This window comes from Microbacterium sp. EST19A, assembly GCF_019969685.1.
GTDB lineage: Bacteria > Actinomycetota > Actinomycetes > Actinomycetales > Microbacteriaceae > Microbacterium.
In genome coordinates this window covers 1908185-1927337 of sequence record NZ_JAHXYZ010000001.1, presented here as the reverse complement: position 1 = coordinate 1927337, position 19153 = coordinate 1908185, and the positions used below count along the sequence as shown (strand labels likewise).

The window sequence follows — 19153 nt, the reverse complement described above, 5'->3', positions numbered from 1 at the left end:
ACGGGTCATCCTTTCACCGCGCCGGCCATGATGCCACTGACCAGCTGTCGCCCGGCGACCACGAAGAGCACGAGCAGCGGGAGGGTGGCGAGCACGGCACCCGCGAGCACGATCGAGTAATCGATGTAGTACCCGGACTGCAGCTGGCTGAGAGCCGTCTGCAGGGTGGGGTTCGAGGGCGAGAGCACGATCAGCGGCCACAGGTAGTCCGTCCACGCGGTCATGAACGTGAAGAGACCGAGGATGGCCATCGCCGGACGCGCGGCGGGGATGCCGACGGTCAGGAACGTGCGGAACTGGTTCGCGCCATCCATCCGAGCGGCTTCGATCAGCTCGTCGGGGATCACGTCGACCAGATACTGGCGCATGAAGAACACCCCGAAGGCGGTGACCAGCGTCGGCACGATGACCGCGCCGATCGACCCGGTCCAGCCGAGCTCGCGCATGAGCATGAACAGCGGGATGATGCCGAGCTGCGTGGGGATCGCCATGGTCGCGATCACGAAGATCATCAGTCCCTCGCGGCCCTTGAAGCGCAGCTTCGCGAAGGCGTAGCCGGCGAGGGTGGAGAAGGTCACGACGGAGATCGTGATGATTCCCGAGATGAGGAACGAGTTGCCGAGCGCCAGCCAGAACGGGATGGCGTCGAACACCTTGGCCGCGTTCGTGAGGAAGTTCCCGCCCGGGACCAGCGGCAGCGTCTCGCCACGCGTGGCATTGGTGCCGCTGGCCACGACGACCGACCACCACAGCGGATACACGCTGCCGATGATGAAGGCGGCGAGCAGTCCGTAGGTGAGGAAGCCGGGGCGGCTGCCGATGCCCGCGTTCCCGCCCGTCGTGGTGCGGCGGCGGCGGATCTTCTCCGGCACGCTGAGAGCCTGGGTGGCGGTCATCGCGCCTCCTCCTTGGTCGAGTTCCTGCTCGTCGAGCGGGAGCGACGGCGCGCGGCGCGGTTCGTCGGGTCGCTGCCGGTGGCGATGCGCCGGGAGATCAGGAAGTTGATCACGCCGATGCCCACGATGAGCAGGAAGAGCAGGATGGCGACGGCGGATGCTTCGCCGAGGTTCCGCCGGAAGAAGGCGAGCTCCCAGAGGAACAGCACCGTCGTCTGGAACTGGCGGTCGCTGCCGCCGATGCCGCCCGCGGTCGAGACGTCGAACAGCCGCGGCTCGGCGAAGACCTGCAGCCCGCCGATCGTGGCGGTGATGATGACGAAGATCAGCGTCGGGCGGATCGTGGGGATCGTGATCGAGAAGAAACGTCGAGCGGCACCGGCGCCGTCGAGGGCGGCGGACTCGTACAGGTCACGCGGCACGGCCTGCATCGCCGCGAGCAGGATGAGGGCGTTGTAGCCGGTCCAGCGGAAGTTCACCATCACCGCGATAGCGATGTGCGACAGGGCGGTGTTGTGCTTCCACTCCTGGTCGGCGATGCCGATGAGGTTCAACAGGTTGTTGGCGAGGCCGTCGGCCTCGTTGAAGATGCTCGAGAAGATGATCGCGACCGCGACCGGGGTGACGACGAACGGGATCAGCACGCTCATCCGCCAGAAGGTCGGCGCGCGCAGTCCGCGATCGAGCAGATAGGCGATCACCAGAGCGACCGCCAGCTGCGGGATGGCCGACAGCAGGAAGATGCTCAGGGTGTTGCCGATCGAGTTCCAGAACATCGAGTCGCCGAGGATCTCGACGAAGTTGCCGACGCCGACGAACTCGCCCTCACCCTTCAGCAGGTCCCACTCGTGCACCGCCACCCAGACGGTGTACAGCAGCGGGAACAGGCCGACCAGCCCGAACAGCAGGAAGAACGGCGAGATGTAGAGGTACGGCGAGGCGTTCTGGTCGAACCGGGAGAGCCGGTGATGCCAGGGGCGCGTGGGCGCGGCATCCGTCTTCTCTGCGGATGCTGCGCGCTGCTGCTCCGCAGGCGGGGCGGTGAGTGTCATGGGGTGTCCTTGTCCCGGGATTCCGAGGAGTTCCGGTCGCAGTTCCTGCCGCCGACCGTGGGTGGAGGCGGCAGGAACTGCGACCGGAAGGGGATGTCAGTCGACGAGCTCGTTCAGGAGCTTGATCGCCTGGTCCCAGGCACCCTGGGTGTCGGTCTCACCACGGTCGAGCCCGCTGAGGGCCGGACCGAAGACGTTCTCCTGGATGACGGAGTCGTCGGCGCCCTTGAACTGCGCCACCACGCCCTTGGCGCGCTCGGCGAGGATCGCTCCGGTCGGTGCGTCGTTGAAGAACGCGTTCGGCGTCGCCTCCGAGGAGAGCGTCTCCTGCGCCTTCACCGTGGAGGGGAAGTTGCCCGCTGCAGCGGACTGCTTCACCTGCTGCTCGGGCTGCGTCAGCCAGTCGGCGAGCTCGGCGGCCGCCTCCTGGTGCTGCGAGCTCTCCGGGATCGACAGGAACGCGCCACCCCAGTTGGCCGCCCCTCCCGGGAACACGTCGGCGAAGTCCCACCCGGTCGCCGCGTCGCCGCCGCCGGCCTCGACCTGACCCTGCACGACGCCCAGCATCCAGCCCGGGCAGACGAAGGTCGCGAAGGTGCCGTCGACGAACGACTTGCCGCCGTTCCAGTCCCACGCGGTCTGTGCGGCGGACTGGCCGCCCTCGGTCGCAGCCCCCAGCAGCTCGAAGCGCTCCTTGAGCTCGGTGTTGTCCTCGACGTTCACCTCGCCGTCGGCGGTGTAGTAGCCCTCGTCGAGCTGGTTGACCATGGCGTTCCACACGAAGCCGGAGTGGTCGTACCAGGCCTTGCCGGTCTTCTCGGTGTACTCGGCGCCGACGGCGAAGTAGTTCTCCCAGTCGCCGTCGAGCAGCTGCGCCACCGACTCCCGGTCGCTCGGCAGTCCCGCCGCCTCGAACGCGGCGCCGTTGTAGCAGATCCCGCTCGGGCCGATGTCGGTGCCGTAGCCGATGACGCGGCCCTCGGCGTCCGTCGCCTGGCCGTACTTCCAGTCCACCCAGTCGGCCTTGCGGTCCTCGATGCCGAAGTCGCGCAGGTCGACGAAGGTGTCGGAGACGTCCATGACCGCGCCGAGCCAGCCCTCCTCGATCGCGACGATGTCGCTGAGACCGGAGCCCGCCGCGATCTTGGTGAAGGCGTCGGTGCGGGCGTTGCCGCCGGTGTCGATGTTGGTCGCCTCGATCGTGACGTTCGGATGCGCCTTCTCGTACTCCTTGTAGAGGTCTTCGTATCCGAAGGTTCCGAAGGTGGTGACGGTCAGCGTGACGTCCTCGTCGCCGCCCCCTTCGGCGGGGCCGGTGCTGCCGGAGCATCCGGCCAGGGCGAGGGCGGAGACGGATGCCACGGCGGCAGTCGCCAGGATCCGGTTGCGGGCACGTGTGTTCACGGTTCACTCCTTTGTGTGCGGGTCGTGCGATGTGATGCAGATGGTGCTTCGGGAAGTCGTGGGAGCGCTCCCACGAACTGAGACGTCACTATATGGGAGCGCTCCCACGGATGTCAAGCACGGCAGAGCGAGTAGCCTTGCCCGGTGCCCGAAGCTCCGCTCTCCCCCGCCCTCGTCCGCGCCGCCTCACTGATCCGCAGCATCCCGGACTACCCGGAACCCGGCATCGTCTTCCGTGACATCACGCCGCTGCTGGCCGACGCCGAGGCCCTCCGCGTCACCACCGAGGCGATCATCGAGCCCTTCGCCGGCCAGTTCGACGTGGTCGCCGGCATCGAGGCGCGCGGGTTCATCTTGGCCGGAGCAGCCGCCATCGCGGCGGGGGTCGGCCTGATCCCGATCCGCAAGGCGGGCAAGCTGCCGCGGCCCGCGGCATCCGTCGACTACGCCCTCGAGTACGGCACCGCGACGATCGAGATGCACGACGACCTGCCCGCCGGATCCCGCGTGCTGCTCATCGACGACGTGCTGGCCACGGGCGGCACGCTCGCCGCCGGGCGCGAGCTCGTCGAACGCCTCGGCAGCCACGTCGCCGGCATCTCGGTGCTGTTCGAGATCGACGGCCTCGGCGGCCGCGCGGCCATCGGCGACCTGCACACCGTGTTCCACTCAGACCCCGCGTAAGGCGTCGCGCGCGGGCCGGTAGACTGAGGGCGCCAGCCTTCCCGCGACTTCCGGAGCCGTTCATGCCCACCATCGTCGTCGACGTCATGCCCAAGTCCGAACTGCTCGACCCGCAGGGGAAGGCCGTCTCGGGAGCATTCGCCCGTCTCGGCGTCGAGGGGTTCAGCGACGTCCGCATCGGCAAGCGCTTCGAGCTCACCGTCGAGGGCGAGGTCACCGACGAGCTGCTCGCCGAGGCCAGGCGCGTCGCCGACGAGGTGCTCTCCAACGCCGTGATCGAAGACGTCGTGGGTGTCGAGGTCGTCGAATGACTGTGCGCATCGGCGTCGTCACCTTCCCCGGATCGCTTGACGACCGCGACGCGCAGCGCGCCGTGCGCATCGCCGGCGCGGAGCCCGTCGCCCTCTGGCACGGCTCGCACGACCTCGAGGGCGTCGACGCCCTCGTGCTCCCCGGCGGCTTCAGCTACGGCGACTACCTGCGAGCCGGGGCGATCGCCGCACTCTCGCCGATCATGGCCGAGGTGAAGGATGCCGCGGCCAAGGGCATGCCCATCCTCGGCATCTGCAACGGATTCCAGATGCTGGTCGAGGCGCACCTGCTGCCCGGCGGCCTGATCCGCAACGACCACCAGCACTTCGTGCGCCGCGACCAGAAGCTCGTCGTCGAGAACTCCGACACCGCCTGGACCAACGCATTCCGCACGGGCCAGGAGATCGTCATCCCGCTGAAGAACGGCGACGGCGGCTACATCGCCGACGACGCGACGCTCGACCGTCTCGAAGGCGAAGGCCTGGTCGCGTTCCGCTACGCCGGAGTGAACCCGAACGGTTCGCTGCGCGACATCGCCGGTCTCACGAACGAGGCGGGCAACGTCGTGGGGCTCATGCCGCACCCCGAGCACGCCACCGAGCCCGGCTTCGGCCCCGACACCGCGGTCGCGATGCGCAGCGGTGTCGACGGACTCGCCTTCTTCACGAGCGCGGTCGCCGCGGTCGCCCGCGTCGCGGCCTGACCGCCGCCCCGTCGACCGGCGCTCAGCCGACCGGCGCTCAGTCGACCGGCAGGCGGAACGGGTTGTCCCCGGCCGCCGCGAGCAGGTACCAGGCCGTCGTGCCCGTGTGCAGGCTGGCGTAGTACAGGTCGCCGAAGCCCGAGTCCAGGCCGTCGTTCGACGTCGCCACGATGCCCTTGCCGTCGCCGTTCGGCGCGTCGAGCTGTGCCTGCCGAATGCTTCCCAGCAGGTCGTCCACGCGATCCGCGTCTCCGGGTGCGTCGCGAAGCTCGAGCGCGAGTGCCAGGTGTCCGCCGCCCTCGAACCAGGCCTTCGACACGTCGACGTTGCTGATCGAGGGTCCCGTGTACGGGCCGTCCGTCGCGATCAGGTTCGCCAGCGTCCAGTCCAGGGCCGCGCCGTAGCGGGCGTCCCCCGTGGCGAGTGAGCTCCAGGTCTGCGCGTCCAGCGGGATGGGATGGGTGTTCACGGTCGAGCCGTCGAGGAGCGTGCCGGTGTCGACATGGCCGTCCGCGCTCTGCATCGCCGCGACGAAGCCCGCGGCGACGGAGGCCCGGTCCGCCCACACCGAGTCGCCGGTGGCCTGCGCCAGCTGCGTGAAGAACCCGGCCAGATCGCTGTTGTGCTCGGTGGACTTCCAGACGAGCGAGGTGCCGTCGTCGGTCTGGCCACCGGTGTAGCCGTAGGGCGCGCGCACCATGTCGGCCGTGTTCGTCTGCACCCACTCGCCGATCCGCAGCGCACCGTCGAGGTACTTCTGCTCGCCGGTCGCGTGGAACAGGCGCGTCAGGGCCATGCCCACCCACGCCTGGTTGCCGGTGAAGGTGCCGGGACCGGTGATCTCCACCCGTCCCTGCCGGATGCCGTGTGGCTCGTACGACGTGCGGACGCGGCCGTCGCCGATCGGATCCTCGTCCTGCACGAACAGCAGCGTGTCACCGATCGTCTGCGCGCGACGGAGGTCTTCCGGCAGCCCTCGGGCGGTGTACGCGATGACCACGAGCGCATCGTCGTAGACGAACGAGGGCGTGAAGTCCCAGCTCGGGGTGGTGAAGAATCCGCCCTGATAGCTGCGCGGCAGGCAGCGGTCGGCGGAGTCGCAGAACTCGTCGACGCGGGCATCCAGGAACTCGTACGCCAGCTCGACGGACTGTGCGGCATCGATGCTCTCGGGCACGATTTCCTCCCCGGGCGAGCCGGCATCAGAGGCAGCGGATGTCGCCCCGGTGAACACGGCCGCGGCGACGAGCGCGGCGATGATCGCCCAGGGGGCCGAGCGGCGCGGAGAACCGGACATGGAAAGCCTTCGGTGGGGAGTGACGAGTCGCACGGGGCGACCAGAGGCCGCCTCTGGAGCTTGTCATGCGCGGCGGGCCGCGGAATAGAGGCGAAAGTCTATGATTTCCGCCTCTTTCGGGCGTGCGCGTATAGCACCGTGCGCGGAGCCGTCAAGGCTTTTGCCCGACGAGGTCGCTCGGCGCACGATGAGGGCATGCCCCCCGCTCCCTCCGATCGTCCGCTCGCCTCGTACGCGCCGATCGGCGACGGGCGCACGGTGGCACTGATCGGGCTCGACGGGAGCATCGACTGGCTGCCGCTGCCGGAGCTGACGGACCTGCCCGTGTTCGCACGTCTGCTCGACGAGGACACAGGCGGATGCCTGGAACTCCAGCCGACGGCGGAGTTCGAGAGCGAACGCCGATACATCCCCGGGACGAACGTCCTGGAGACGACGTTCCGAACGGATGCCGGCACCGTGCGTGTCACCGATGCCCTCGTCTCCGGTGTCGCCGGCCGCCTGCCGTGGGCGGAGCTCGCCCGTCGGGTGGACGGCGTCATCGGCGAGGTGCCGATGCGGTGGCGCGTGCATCCGGGGTCCTCCCTGCAGACCGCCGCACCGTGGATGGAGAGCACCCCGCACGGCACCGTGATCCGCAGCGGTGCGACGGCGTTCGTCGTGGTGGGCTTCGACCACGGCCCGAAGCGCCCTGACCCCGACGGCGCGACAGGACCGCTGCTCGACGGGGCCTTCACGACCTCCCCGGGCTCCCGGCATCTGCTGGCGTTGGCGTCGACCCATGATGAGCCGTTGCACTTCCCCGATCCCCACAACGTCGACGTCGGTGTCGACCGGACCGTGGCGAACTGGGAGCACTGGTCATCGGTCTTCTCGTACGACGGACCGTGGGAGAAGCACGTGCAGCGGAGCGCTCTCGCCCTGAAGCTGCTGATCCACAGCCCGACCGGCGGCATCGCCGCGGCAGCCACCACCTCGCTCCCGGAGCGCGCAGAGGGCGGCAAGAACTGGGACTACCGCCACGCCTGGGTGCGCGATCTCGCGTACAGCACGCATGCGCTGGTGCGATTCGGACTGCGTGAGGAGACCCACGCCGCCCTGTCGTGGCTGCTGCGCACGATCCGCGCGCACGGCCCGGAACTGCACGTCATGTACACGCTCGACGGAGATCTCGTGCCCGAGCCGAAGGAGTACGACGTGCCGGGCTGGCGCGGGATCGGACCGGTCGTGACCGGGAATCCCGCGAGCGGCCAGCTGCAGCTCGGCGTCTACGGCGACCTGCTCGCGATCTGCCGCACCTACGTCGATGCGGGAAACATCCTCGACGCAGGCACGGCGCGTCTGCTCGCCGACATGGCCGACCGCACCTGCGATCTGTGGCGCAACCCGGACTCCGGCATGTGGGAGCTCGCCGAGCTCCGCCACTACACGTCGTCGAAGATGGGCTGCTGGAAGGCGCTGGACGACGCCGTCGCGCTCGCAGACGCCGGCGTCATCCCGGGCAGTCCCGAACGCTGGAGCGCGGAGCGCGATCGCATCCGGGGCTGGATCGACGAGAACTGCTGGTCCGCGGAGCGCAGCGCCTACGTGTTCTTCGCCGGCACCGACGAGCTCGACGCCTCGGTGCTCCTGCACGCTCCCAGCGGGTTCGACCGGGGCGAGCGCATGTCATCGACGATCGATGCCCTGACCGACGACGTCGGCGCCGGATCGTTGATGTACCGGTACACGGGTGCGGCCGCCGAGGAGAAGACCTTCGTCGCGTGCGCGTTCTGGCGCGTGGAGGCCCTGGCGTGCGTGGGTCGGCACGAGGAGGCGCTCACCCTGATGGACGATCTCGTCGGGCGCGCGAACGACGTCGGCATCTACGCCGAGATGATCGACGCCGACGACGGATCCGCGTGGGGGAACACCCCGCAGGCCCTGAGCCATCTCGCCTTCCTCTCGGCCGCCATGACGATCCGCGACATCGTCCCCGAAGAACTGCTCGGCGCGCGATGAGCGCCGAGCCCGAACCAGCCACCGACCGACCGACCGACCACAAGGAAACAAGGAGAGGACACCCCATGTCCCGTGACCAGTACACCTTCGTCAACCCCGCCGAGCTCTACTCGGACATCGAGCCCGAGAAGCAGCACATGCCCGAGCCCGGGCTCGACGCCGACCTGGCCCCGAAGGCCGACCTCGGCGAGGAGAGCTACCGCGGCAGCGACCGTCTCACGGGGCGCAAGGCGCTCATCACCGGTGGCGACTCGGGCATCGGCGCCGCCACCGCGATCGCCTTCGCCCGGGAGGGCGCCGACGTCGCGCTTTCGTACCTGCCCGAAGAGGAGGAGGACGCGGCCCGGATCGCCGGCATCCTCCGCGAGGCGGGCGCGAACGTCGCGACCCTTCCCGGCGACCTCCGCGACCCCGAGTACTGCCGGTCGCTCGTCTCGGATGCCGTGTCGGCACTGGGCGGCATCGACATCCTCGTGAACAACGGCGGGAAGCAGATCTACCAGGAGTCGCTGACCGACATCACCGACGAGCAGTTCGACGACACGTTCAAGACCAACGTGTACGCGATGTTCTGGATCACCAAGGCCGCGCTGCCGCACCTGCCCGCCGGTTCGGCGATCATCAACACCACGTCGATCCAGGCATATGCCCCGTCGGGCATACTCGTCGACTACGCCTCGACGAAGGCGACCATCAACGCCTTCACGAAGGGTCTGGCCGAGCAGCTCGCTCCGAAGGGCATCCGCGTGAACGCGGTCGCCCCGGGACCGATCTGGACGCCGCTGCAGCCCAGTGACGGACAGCCGCAGGAGAAGCTTGCGGAGTTCGGCGAGCAGACCGCCCTCGGGCGCATGGGGCAGCCCGCCGAGCTCGCACCCGCCTACGTTTTCCTGGCGTCGGCCGAGTCGAGCTACGTCATCGGCGAGACGCTGAACGTCAACGGCGGCATGCCGACTCCCTGATCTGCGCGGTCTGGCCGCCACGCTCCTAACCGAGTGCGGGCGGCCAGACCCCGATCAGTACGGCCATGACCAGCACGGTCACCAGCTCGTGCGCGATGTTCAGCGTCGTCAGCTTCGTCGAACGACCCTCGAAGGCGTCGTGCGTGATGAACCGCGCGGCCGTGAACCCGGCCCACAGCGTCACGCCGGTCACGACGGTGCCCCAGAAGAACGGTCCGCCGTAGAAGTGCCAGGCGATCGAGGACGCTCCGGCGAGCACCCAGGCGGTGATGAAGCTCACGATGACGGTCGTGATGATGGGCCAGACCGCGGTCGCCGCCGGTCGGTCCATGTCGACGTCCGCGAGCTTCGCCCAGCGCGTGCCGAACACCTTCGGGGTGTACCAGATCGCGCCGACGAGCATGCTCGACGCCGTGGCCAGCAGAACCGCCCAGTAGTTGATCTCGGGAACCATCTTTGCCTCCTCGAATCGGATGCCGTCAGGCTACTCCTGGCGGTCGATCCGGAACGGCCTTGGTGCGATCGAACCGATTCGATTCCTGCGCTGGCGGGCCTGTAGCCTGGTCCCATGGCACAGCTCGAGCAGATCGCAGCCCCCGGTTCCGAGTGGTGGCGCAGCGCCGTCATCTATCAGATCTACCCCCGTTCCTTCGCCGACGCCTCGGGCGACGGCATCGGCGATCTGCCGGGCATCACCGCACGGCTCGACTCGCTGAAAGACCTCGGCGTCGACGCGATCTGGCTGAGTCCCTTCATGACCAGCCCGCAGCGCGACGCCGGCTACGACGTCGCCGACTACCGCGACGTCGACCCGCTGTTCGGCACCCTCGCCGACTTCGACGAGATGCTCGCCGAAGCCCATGCCCGCGGCATCCGCGTCGTCGTCGACCTGGTACCCAACCACTCCTCTGCGCAGCACGCCTGGTTCCAGGCCGCCCTGAAGGCGGCACCGGGCAGTCCCGAGCGCGCGCGGTACATCTTCCGCGACGGCAAGGGCGAGAACGGCGAGCTCCCGCCGAACAACTGGGAGTCCGTCTTCGGCGGCGGCATGTGGGAGCGCATCACCGAGGCCGACGGCACACCCGGACAGTGGTACCTGCACATCTTCGACCCCACCCAGCCCGACTTCGACTGGAACAACGAAGAGGTGCGCGAGGAGTTCCGCTCGATCCTGCGCTTCTGGCTCGACCGCGGCGTCGACGGCTTCCGCGTGGATGTGGCGCACGGCATGATCAAGGCCGACGGTCTGCCCGACTACACGCCCCCGGCCGACGCCGATTCGATGGGTGGCGCCGAGGCGAACGTGCCGTACTGGGGTCAGGATGCCGTGCACGACATCTACCGCGATTGGCACGAGGTGCTCGCCGCGTACGAGGGCGACCGCGCGCTGTGCGGTGAGGCCTGGCTGCCCACGCTCAAGAAGACCGCGCTGTGGGTGCGTCACGACGAGATGCACCAGACGTTCAACTTCCCGTACCTGCAGACGGCGTGGGACGCGAAGGCGCTCGGCGACGTCATCCGCGAGTCGCTCGACGCCTTCGGCGACGTCGGCGCCCCGAGCACGTGGGTGCTCTCGAACCACGACGTCGTGCGGCACGCGACCCGCCTCGCCCTGACGGCCGACAACCCGCAGGGCGAGGGCATCGGCCCGAACACTCCTGACAAGCCGGATGCCGCGATCGGCTTGGCGCGTGCCCGCGCCGCGACGACTCTGATGCTCGCTCTCCCCGGGTCCTCGTACCTGTACCAGGGCGAGGAGCTCGGGCTTCCCGAGGCGATGGAGATCCCCGACGCGTTCCGCCAGGACCCGACCTGGTTCCGCACGAACGGCGAGCGCTACGGACGGGACGGATGCCGCGTGCCGCTGCCCTGGACCGCCGAGGGCCCGGCCTTCGGGTTCAACGACACCGGAGCCTCGTGGCTGCCGCAGCCGGCCTCGTGGGCGAGCTACGCGCGCGACGTCGAAGAGGCCGACCCGACCTCGACCCTCTCGCTCTACAAGCAGCTGCTGGCGACCCGCCGCGAGCACGGCTTCGGCAGTGGCTCGCTGGTGTGGGAAGACGCGGGAGCGGATGCCGTGGCGTTCCGCCGCGGTGACGTCCTCGTCGTGGCGAACCTGGGCACTGCACCCCTCGAGCTGCCGGCCGGCGCGCAGGTCGTGCTGTCGAGCCAGCCGCTCGAGGGCACGACGCTGCCCGTCGACACGGCCGCCTGGTACACGACGGCCTGATCGGCGCCCGGACTTCTGCGGCCGATGACAGCTTCTGCGGCCATTCCGGGCGGCTCAGGCCGCAGCAGTTCGGAATGGCCGCAGAAGTCGAGCCGCGCTCAGGTCACGACGCGACGATGAGCCCTGCGGTCGCGGTGCGCGCGGCGGCCAGACGAGCCTGCACGTCGGGCCAGTTCACGAGGTTCCAGAACGCCTTGACGTAGTCGGCGCGCACGTTGAGGTAGTCGAGGTAGTAGGCGTGCTCCCAGACGTCGAGCTGCAGCAGCGGCGTGACGCCGAGCGGGGCGTTGCCCTGCTGGTCGAAGAGCTGGAAGATGACCGGTCGCGCGCCGACGCTGTCCCAGGCGAGCACGGCCCAGCCGGAGCCCTGCACGCCGAGTGCGGTCGCGGTGAAGTGCGCGCGGAAGGCGTCGATCGAGCCGAAGGCGTCGACCAGTGCGGCCTCGAGTTCACCCTCGGGAGCTCCGCCGCCCTCGGGCGAGAGGTTCTGCCAGAACACCGAGTGGTTGATGTGGCCGCCGAGGTTGAACGCCAGGTCCTTCTCGAGCTTGTTGACGTTCGCGAGGTCGCCGGCGCTGCGGGCCGTCGCGAGCTGCTCGAGCGCGGTGTTCGCCCCCGTCACGTAGGCCTGGTGATGCTTGGAGTGGTGCAGCTCCATGATCTTGCCGGAGATGTGCGGCTCGAGCGCCGCGTAGTCGTAGGGCAGCTCGGGGAGAGTGTAGAGAGCAGACATGGCGTCTTCCTTTCAGAGGTGGGTTCTACGGAAGCGGGTGGAAGCGGCGGTCGAAGTAGACGAGCGGGCGACCGGGGGTTCCCGGGATCACCTCGAGCACCTCGGCGATGACCACGGTCGACGAGCCGACCGGCACCGTCTGGATGGGCCGACACCGCAGCGCGACGCGGGCCTCGGCGAGGTGCGGCTCACCGGTCGGCAGAGTGCTCCACCTCTGGGCCGGTGTGAAGCGCTCACTGCCGCTGATCGCGAACGCCTCGGCGAGGGCGGAGTGCTCGTCGTCGATGAGGTGCACGACGAACGACTCCGCGGCGAGGATCGCCCCCGCGCTGCCGGTCGCTCTCGTCACCGAGAAGGCGATCGCCGCCGGGTCGACCGCGACGGAGGAGACGCTCGACGCCGTGAGCCCGACCGGGCCGTCGGGGCCGGCGGCCGTGATGATCGCGACACCTGCGGGGTGCGCGCGGAACGCCGCCTTCAGCCCCTCGCCGACCTCGCTGGGGAGCGGGTTCATGCGTGCGCTCCCTGGGGCGGGAGGGCGGCGATGATGGGGTGGTCGAACGGATAGACCCCGGTCTTCGCGGCGCCGCCGGGAGAGCCGATCTCATCGAAGAACTCGACGTTGGCCTTGTAGTAGTCCTGCCACTCGTCGGGAAGGTCGTCCTCGTAGTAGATCGCCTCCACCGGACACACCGGCTCGCACGCGCCGCAGTCGACGCACTCGTCCGGATGGATGTACAGGAACCGCTCGCCCTCGTAGATGCAGTCGACAGGGCACTCGTCGATGCAGGCCTTGTCCTTGACGTCGACACAGGGCAGCGCGATCACATAGGTCATCGAGTGTTCTTCGTCCGGGTCATGACTCCAACGTAAAACCTCAACCGCTGTTGAGGTCAAATCGGCAGACGCGCATGACCGCATGTTGCACAGCGAGATGCGACCGGATGCTTCGGGGTCCTAGCGTCGCGGTAGACCCTGACCACGGAGGACAGCCCGTTCATGCCTTCACCCCGCTTCGCCCCCGGAAAGCAGTGGGTCGTCGTCGACACCGACACCGGAATCGACGACGCCCACTCCCTGCTGTACCTGCTCGCTCAGCCCGACGTCGAGATCGTCGGCATCACGACGGTGTACGGCAACTGCACGGTCGAGGACTCCGCGCGCAACGTCGCCTACGTGCTCGATGTCGCCGATGCCACCGGCATCCCGATCTACGGAGGAGCGGGGGCACCGCTCGAGGGCGATGCCTCGATCGCCTGGTTCGTCCACGGCCATGACGGACTCGGCGACCGCGGGCTGGTGCGCCCGGAGGCGACACTCGAAGCGGAATCGGCGGCCGACTACCTGGTGCGGATCGCGAACGAGAACCCGGGCGAGATCGACCTGCATCCGCTCGGCCCGCTCACCAACATCGCCCTCGCTCTCGAGAAGGACCCGGAGCTGTTCCTCAAGTTCCGCTCCGTCGTCATCATGGGCGGCGCAGGTCCCTACCCGGCTGCGGGGACCCCGACCGTCACCGACGCCAACACGCACAACGACCGCGCCGCGGCGGAGCGGGTCTTCGGGGCCGTGAATCGCGGCAACGTGATCATGGTCGGCGTGAACGTCACGTCACAGGCGCTGCTCGAGGAGCACGTGACAGCGACCCTGCTCGGGTCCGACCTGCCGGCCGCGCAGTTCGCCGGCACGATCCTCGACGCGTACAACGACTTCTACCAGTACAAGTGGGGACGACGGATCTCGGCAGCACACGACGGGCTCGCCTCGGTGATCCTGCACCGGCCGGAGATCGTGACGGGCTGGGTCGAGGGCCCGGTCGACTTCACCCCGGCCGCCGGATCGCTCGCGACCCGTGTCGCTCTGACGGCCGAAGGACTGCCGCTGGCCTGGGGCACACCCGACGGCCCGTCGACACGCGCGATCACCTCGTTCGACCTGACGGAGTTCCGCCGTCGCTTCCTGCACGCGCTCACCTACGGACGCAGCCGTCCGGCGCTCGACCCCGCCGGGCGAGTGGCCCCCGCGGCGTGGCCGCAATCGGGCCCTTCCAGCGCTTCTCGCGCGGCCGTTCGACAGGACTGACCGATGCCGGAGGATCTGCGCGCCTTCGCATCGGACGATCGGCCACCGAGCGGCCTCCTGCTCGCGGCGGCCGCCGCGTCGGCGCATCCCTCTTCCGACCGCAGCGTCATCGGCTGGCGTTTCCCGGCCCTGCCTGCGGCACCGGCGGAGACGGCGCGTGCGACCTGGGGCATCACGATCACCTCGGACGACACCGGAGTCGACCCGCGCGACGGCGCCGGGTTCTCGACGCTTCTCGCGCACGCCCGCTCGGAGCAGATCGTGCGCGCGCTCGCCCGGCACACGAACCTCGTCCTCCCTGCCGCCACCGCCCTCGTGGTGGGCGACGGCCCGATCGCCGAGACGATCGCCGACGCGCTCTCCTCGGGCGGCACCCGGGTCGTGCGCGCTGCGGACGCCGCGCTCGCACGGCTGCGCGCCCATCTCGGCGGTCTGCGCATCACTACCCCCACCGCGCCCTGGCCTCCGGCCGACCTGGTGATCACCACCGGGGAAGGTCACGCTCCGCTCGATCCGGCCACGTTCGGCTCGGTCGCGATCGACGCCTCGATCGACTCCACCGGTTTGACCGCGTCCGCCGGCGAAGAGGTGCGGCCGTTCGTGCGCCGCGTCGGGGCGCACAGCTGGGTGACCGCAGCACCCGGTCCTTTCGACGCCGGCGACGGCGCACCCGATCGGCCGAATCGTCTCGCCGACCTGCTCGTCGCGCTGTCGATCCTGCACACGCGCACGGACGCCGCCGACGCTCGACTCGCCGAGCTGGTGCTCGCATGACCGGCCGCATCGCCGATGCCACCCTGTGGCGCGAAGGCGCCGAGCGCATCGCCTGGGCGCGGGAGTTCATGCCCGCGACGACCGCGATCGCCGCCGAGCTCACCGACTCGGGTCGTGTGCGCGGGGTCCGCATCGCCGTGTCCGACGTTCTCGAGCCGAAGACCGCGACGGTCGCCCTGCTGCTCGCCGAAGCGGGCGCCGACGTCGTGGTCTCCTGCGTCGGGCGCGACACCGACGACGCGGTCGCCGCGGCGCTCGTGCACGCCGGCATCCCCACCTATGCGCAGCGGAACGCGACGGAGGCGGATGACCGCGACAACGTGCTCGCGCTGCTCGACCATCATCCGGACGTGATCGTCGACGACGGGGCCGGCACCATCCGACTCGCGCACACCGCGCGCCCCGACATCCTGGCAGCCATGGCCGGCGCGACCGAGCAGACGACGAGCGGCGTGCGGCCGCTGCGCACCATGGAGCGGCTGGGCGAGCTGCGCATCCCGATCATCGCCGCGAACGACGCACGCACGAAGTCGCTGTTCGACAACGCGCACGGCACCGGGCAGTCGGTCGTGCTGGCGGTCGCCGACCTGCTCGACGAGCCCTGGGCCGGGATCGACGTCGTGGTCGTCGGATTCGGACGGGTCGGGAGCGGTGTCGCCCGCCATGCAGCAGCCCTCGGCGCACGCGTGACCGTGACCGAGGTCGATCCGGTCGCCGCCCTTCAGGCGGTGTTCGCCGGGTACGCGGTCGAACCGCTGGCGGATGCCGCCGGGCACGCCGACGTGCTCATCTCCACGACAGGCATCGCGCACACGGTCACCGCCGCGCACCTCGAACGACTGCCCGACGGCGCCGCGGTCGCGGTCGGCGGCGGCGCGTTCCAGGAGATCTCGCTGCTGAACGCCCGCGAGGCCGGGGCGGAGGAGGTCGCGCGACAGGGGGCGATCTCCGTGCTGCGGTTGCCGAACGGCCGCCGGATCCGTGTGCTCGACGACGGTCACTGCATCAACGTGAGTGCAGCCGAGGGCAACCCCATCCAGGTCATGGACCTGTCCTTCGGCATCCAGCTGGCCGCGGTCGAGCACCTGCTCGCGTCGCGCGGCACTCTCTCCCCGACCGTCCACATCCTTCCGGCGGCAGCCGACGACCGCGTGGCGGCGCTCGCTCTCGGCGCGTTCCGCGGCGGGCTCGATGCCGTCTCGGACGCACAGCGCGACTACCTGACGTCGTGGATCCCCCGCGACATCGCCCCCTGAGCCTCGAATCGCCCGTACCGAGAGACCGGATCCGCATGAGCAGCATCACCCTCCACCGCGCACGCACGGTGCTCCCTGTCGCGACCCCGCCGATCGCCGACGGCGCCGTCGCCGTGCGCGATGGCCGCATCGTCGCGGTCGGAACGCACGACGCCCTGACCGCCGAGCTGGGCGAGACCGTCGGCGAGCGCCACGAATGGGACGGCGCGCTCACGCCGGGCCTCGTGAACGCGCACACCCACCTGCAGTACACCGACATGGCCGAGGTCGGACGCGGCTCCTATCCGAGCTTCGAGACCTGGGCGCTCGCCTTCGAGAAGGGCTACCGCACCGAGCACGATTGGGCGGCCTCGGCCGCCGAGGGGGTTCGCCTGTCGATCGCCGGCGGCACCACCGCGGTCGCGGAGATCGTGACCGATCCCGCCGCGGGCGCCGCCGTGCACGACGCCGGCCTGCACGGGATCGTGTTCTGGGAGGTGTTCGGCTGGAAGCGGGCGGCCTGGGAGCTCGACGGCCGCGAGCGCGTGCTGTCGCAGCTCGAGGCGCTCCCCTCGCCCCCGGCGACGGGCCTGTCCCCGCACGCGATCTACTCACTGGACACCGACGTGTTCCGCGCGCTGCAGCATCTCGCGGAGGAGCACGGTGTGCGACTGCACATCCACGCCGCGGAATCCGCATCCGAAGACGAGTTCGCCCGCTTCGGCACCGGCGCGCTCGCCGATCGGTGGCGCGGTCTCGGCCACTCCGACATGCAGCTGCTGTCGGGCGGCGGCTCGGGCGACGGCGTCGTGCGCTACCTCGACAGCCTCGGCGTGCTCACCCCGCACTCGCACCTCGCGCACGGCATCTACGTCGACGCCGACGACCGTGCGCTGCTGCGCGCGCGCGGAGTCTCGGTCGCCCTGTGTCCGCGCTCGAACGCCGTGATCGGTCTGGACGCCCCACCGGTCGCCGACTACCTGCTCGAGGGGAACCCGATCGGCGTCGGCACCGACTCGCTCTCCTCCTCGCCCTCGCTGAACGTGCTCGACGATGTCGCCGAGCTCCACCGCCTCGCGCAGGCGCAGGGATACACGGGCGACGACCTGCACGCCCGCCTGCTGCACGCCGCAACGGCAGGCGGCGCCCGCGCGCTCGGCCTCGGCCTCGGCAGCGGTCCCGCCCCCAGCGGTCTCCTGGCCGCGGAGGCGCGCGCGGACCTCGCCGTGTTCGCCGTCTCCTCGACCGACCCCCGTGACGCCCTGGCCGAGCTCGTCGAGAACGCCCCGGCGGCGGTCGCGACGATCGTCGACGGATGCACGCTCTGGACCGCCGCCCTCACGAACGGAACGAACCGATGACCGAACGACGACCGCTGATGTACGGGCTGTACGAGCAGGCATGCGTGGGCAACGGCTCCGGTGCCGTGAGCCTCTGGACGCATCCGGCCGACGAGCGCCTCGGCGCGACCTCTCTGAAGTACTGGCTCGACCTCGGACGACGGGCGGAGGATGCCGCCTTCGACCTGTTCTTCTTCGGTGACGTGCTCGGCCTCTACGACACGTACCGCGGAGGCGCGGCGACCGCACTGGAGTGGGGCGTCGAGTTGCCCGCGCACGACCCGCTCCTGCACATCCCCGCCCTGGCCGCCGTCACGGAGCGCATCGCCTTCGGCGCCACCGTGTCGACCACGTACGAGCATCCGTTCGCGCATGCGCGTCGGTTCAGCACGCTCGACCACCTCACCGACGGCCGCGTCGCGTGGAACATCGTCACCTCGTATCTGCCCGGCGCGGCGGCCAACTTCGGGCTCGACGTGATGGCCCACGACAGCCGCTACGACCGCGCGGACGAGTTCCTCGAGGTCGTCTACGACCTGTGGGAGCGCAGCTGGGAGCCCGACGCCTTCGTCGGCAGCAAGGAGCAGCGTCTGTTCGCCGACCCGTCGAAGGTGCATCGGGTCGACCACGAGGGCGCGCACTTCCGGGTCGCGGGTCCGCATCTCAGCATCCCCTCCCCGCAGCGCACGCCGTACCTGATCCAGGCCGGCTGGTCGCCGCGCGGGCGCGAGTTCGCCGCCCGTCACGCCGAGCTCATCTTCGTCGGCGACTCCGACCCGCAGGCGATCAGGACGGGGCTCGCCGGCATCCGCGCCCGTGCCGCCGAACTCGGGCGAGACCCGGAGCAGATCCGCGCCGTCGTGGGCATGAACCCGGTCATTGCCCGCACTCGTGTCGCGGTGCAGGAGAAGCTCGACGGCTACCAGTCGCATTACAACGCCGACGCCCAGCTCGCCGCCTACGCCGGATGGAGCGGCGTCGACTTCAGCAGGTACGCCGACGACGAGCCGATCGCGAAGCAGAGCACCACGCACACGCAGACCAAGGAGACGCAGGCGGATGCTCCGCCTCTCACCGCCGGCGACGTCCGGCGACGCTTCGCCTCGGTCACGGCCTTCTCGGACGACCGGTTCATCGGCACCCCCGACGAGGTCGCGGCGAACATCGAGGAGTTCGTCGACGCGTCCGGCGTCGACGGCTTCCTGCTGCACCAGTTCCTGTCGCCCGGCACGCTCGACGATTTCAGCGAGCTGCTCGCTCCGAAGCTGCGCGACCGGGGCCTGTTCGGGGGCTTCCCGGATTCCGGCACCCTGCGCTCGCGACTCAGGACCGACGGATCGGACGTGGTCGGGATCGACCATCCCGCCGGCGCACGACGCCGCTGACCCGGCGGGCATGACAGTGTGCGTCGGATCATTTCGTCATGTTTCCGACGCTGCAGACGCTCG

19 protein-coding genes are annotated in these 19153 nt (G+C 69.9%); 11 read left to right on the top strand and 8 right to left on the bottom strand.

Features of this window, described 5'->3' with window-relative positions; translation table 11 throughout:
• Window positions 1-5 precede the first annotated feature (5 nt).
• The 3 genes from LC452_RS09540 to LC452_RS09530 form a co-directional block, all read right to left on the bottom strand.
• Complete coding sequence (locus tag LC452_RS09540; protein WP_223624526.1) at window positions 6-896, bottom strand: carbohydrate ABC transporter permease; 891 nt, start codon at window positions 894-896, stop codon at window positions 6-8.
• Window positions 893-1948 (bottom strand): carbohydrate ABC transporter permease, encoded by a 1056-nt coding sequence (locus LC452_RS09535; RefSeq protein WP_223624523.1) that lies wholly within the window; start codon window positions 1946-1948, stop codon window positions 893-895. The genes LC452_RS09540 and LC452_RS09535 overlap by 4 nt, the downstream gene beginning before the upstream one ends.
• Window positions 1949-2044: 96 nt before the next feature.
• Window positions 2045-3352, bottom strand: coding sequence for an ABC transporter substrate-binding protein (locus tag LC452_RS09530; protein WP_223624521.1), 1308 nt, complete (start codon window positions 3350-3352; stop codon window positions 2045-2047).
• A gap of 144 nt (window positions 3353-3496) precedes the next feature.
• On the opposite strand from LC452_RS09530, the gene LC452_RS09525 reads away from it, so the two are divergent.
• The 3 genes from LC452_RS09525 to purQ all read left to right on the top strand — a co-directional run bounded on the left by LC452_RS09525 (window position 3497) and on the right by purQ (window position 5051).
• A complete protein-coding gene (locus LC452_RS09525) occupies window positions 3497-4036 on the top strand; it encodes an adenine phosphoribosyltransferase (RefSeq protein ID WP_223624519.1) in 540 nt (179 codons plus the stop codon).
• Window positions 4037-4098: 62 nt separating this feature from the next.
• Window positions 4099-4347: a phosphoribosylformylglycinamidine synthase subunit PurS gene (gene purS / locus LC452_RS09520; protein WP_223624517.1), complete on the top strand. Its 249-nt coding sequence runs from the start codon at window positions 4099-4101 to the stop codon at window positions 4345-4347.
• Window positions 4344-5051 carry a phosphoribosylformylglycinamidine synthase subunit PurQ gene (purQ, locus tag LC452_RS09515; protein ID WP_223624515.1) on the top strand — a complete coding sequence of 236 codons (708 nt, stop codon included), beginning with the start codon at window positions 4344-4346 and terminating at the stop codon, window positions 5049-5051. Before purS ends, purQ begins: the two co-directional genes overlap by 4 nt.
• A gap of 37 nt (window positions 5052-5088) precedes the next feature.
• On the opposite strand, the gene LC452_RS09510 is transcribed toward purQ, so the two are convergent.
• The gene (locus LC452_RS09510; RefSeq protein WP_223624513.1) at window positions 5089-6348 is read right to left on the bottom strand and encodes a glycoside hydrolase family 76 protein; all 1260 of its coding nucleotides are present in this window, start codon (window positions 6346-6348) and stop codon (window positions 5089-5091) included.
• A gap of 195 nt (window positions 6349-6543) precedes the next feature.
• Between LC452_RS09510 and LC452_RS09505 the strand changes: the two genes are divergently transcribed.
• Both LC452_RS09505 and LC452_RS09500 read left to right on the top strand, forming a co-directional pair.
• Window positions 6544-8349: a glycoside hydrolase family 15 protein gene (locus LC452_RS09505; protein ID WP_223624510.1), complete on the top strand. Its 1806-nt coding sequence runs from the start codon at window positions 6544-6546 to the stop codon at window positions 8347-8349.
• 65 nt (window positions 8350-8414) lie between these two features.
• On the top strand, window positions 8415-9311 hold the full coding sequence (locus LC452_RS09500) for an SDR family oxidoreductase (protein WP_223624508.1): 897 nt from the start codon (window positions 8415-8417) through the stop codon (window positions 9309-9311).
• A 25-nt stretch (window positions 9312-9336) separates the two neighbouring features.
• Here the strand turns inward: LC452_RS09500 and LC452_RS09495 are convergent, their stop codons facing one another.
• Window positions 9337-9765 carry a DUF1761 domain-containing protein gene (locus tag LC452_RS09495; RefSeq protein ID WP_223624506.1) on the bottom strand — a complete coding sequence of 143 codons (429 nt, stop codon included), beginning with the start codon at window positions 9763-9765 and terminating at the stop codon, window positions 9337-9339.
• A gap of 114 nt (window positions 9766-9879) precedes the next feature.
• Here LC452_RS09495 and LC452_RS09490 point away from each other — a divergent pair, with 114 nt between their 5' ends.
• On the top strand, window positions 9880-11541 hold the full coding sequence (locus LC452_RS09490; RefSeq protein ID WP_223624504.1) for a glycoside hydrolase family 13 protein: 1662 nt from the start codon (window positions 9880-9882) through the stop codon (window positions 11539-11541).
• 103 nt (window positions 11542-11644) lie between these two features.
• Here the strand turns inward: LC452_RS09490 and LC452_RS09485 are convergent, their stop codons facing one another.
• The 3 genes from LC452_RS09485 to fdxA are packed head-to-tail and all read right to left on the bottom strand — an operon-like array spanning window position 11645 to window position 13111.
• The gene (locus LC452_RS09485; RefSeq protein WP_136056718.1) at window positions 11645-12274 is read right to left on the bottom strand and encodes a superoxide dismutase; all 630 of its coding nucleotides are present in this window, start codon (window positions 12272-12274) and stop codon (window positions 11645-11647) included.
• Between the two features lie 25 nt (window positions 12275-12299).
• Entirely contained in the window at window positions 12300-12788 is a 489-nt protein-coding gene (locus LC452_RS09480) for a flavin reductase family protein (protein WP_223624502.1), read from the bottom strand.
• Entirely contained in the window at window positions 12785-13111 is a 327-nt protein-coding gene (gene fdxA / locus LC452_RS09475) for a ferredoxin (RefSeq protein WP_223624500.1), read from the bottom strand. Before fdxA ends, LC452_RS09480 begins: the two co-directional genes overlap by 4 nt.
• Before the next feature lie 162 nt (window positions 13112-13273).
• Here fdxA and LC452_RS09470 point away from each other — a divergent pair, with 162 nt between their 5' ends.
• From LC452_RS09470 to LC452_RS09450, 5 genes are read left to right on the top strand one after another with little or no spacing between them, the layout of a single operon-like run.
• Entirely contained in the window at window positions 13274-14356 is a 1083-nt protein-coding gene (locus LC452_RS09470) for a nucleoside hydrolase (RefSeq protein ID WP_223624498.1), read from the top strand.
• A gap of 3 nt (window positions 14357-14359) precedes the next feature.
• Window positions 14360-15130 carry a hypothetical protein gene (locus LC452_RS09465; RefSeq protein WP_223624496.1) on the top strand — a complete coding sequence of 257 codons (771 nt, stop codon included), beginning with the start codon at window positions 14360-14362 and terminating at the stop codon, window positions 15128-15130.
• Window positions 15127-16386: an adenosylhomocysteinase gene (locus LC452_RS09460; protein ID WP_223624493.1), complete on the top strand. Its 1260-nt coding sequence runs from the start codon at window positions 15127-15129 to the stop codon at window positions 16384-16386. The genes LC452_RS09465 and LC452_RS09460 overlap by 4 nt, the downstream gene beginning before the upstream one ends.
• A gap of 35 nt (window positions 16387-16421) precedes the next feature.
• Window positions 16422-17726 carry an amidohydrolase family protein gene (locus LC452_RS09455; protein WP_223624491.1) on the top strand — a complete coding sequence of 435 codons (1305 nt, stop codon included), beginning with the start codon at window positions 16422-16424 and terminating at the stop codon, window positions 17724-17726.
• Window positions 17723-19090, top strand: coding sequence for an NtaA/DmoA family FMN-dependent monooxygenase (locus LC452_RS09450; RefSeq protein WP_223624489.1), 1368 nt, complete (start codon window positions 17723-17725; stop codon window positions 19088-19090). The genes LC452_RS09455 and LC452_RS09450 overlap by 4 nt, the downstream gene beginning before the upstream one ends.
• The last annotated feature ends 63 nt before the right edge of the window (window positions 19091-19153 follow it).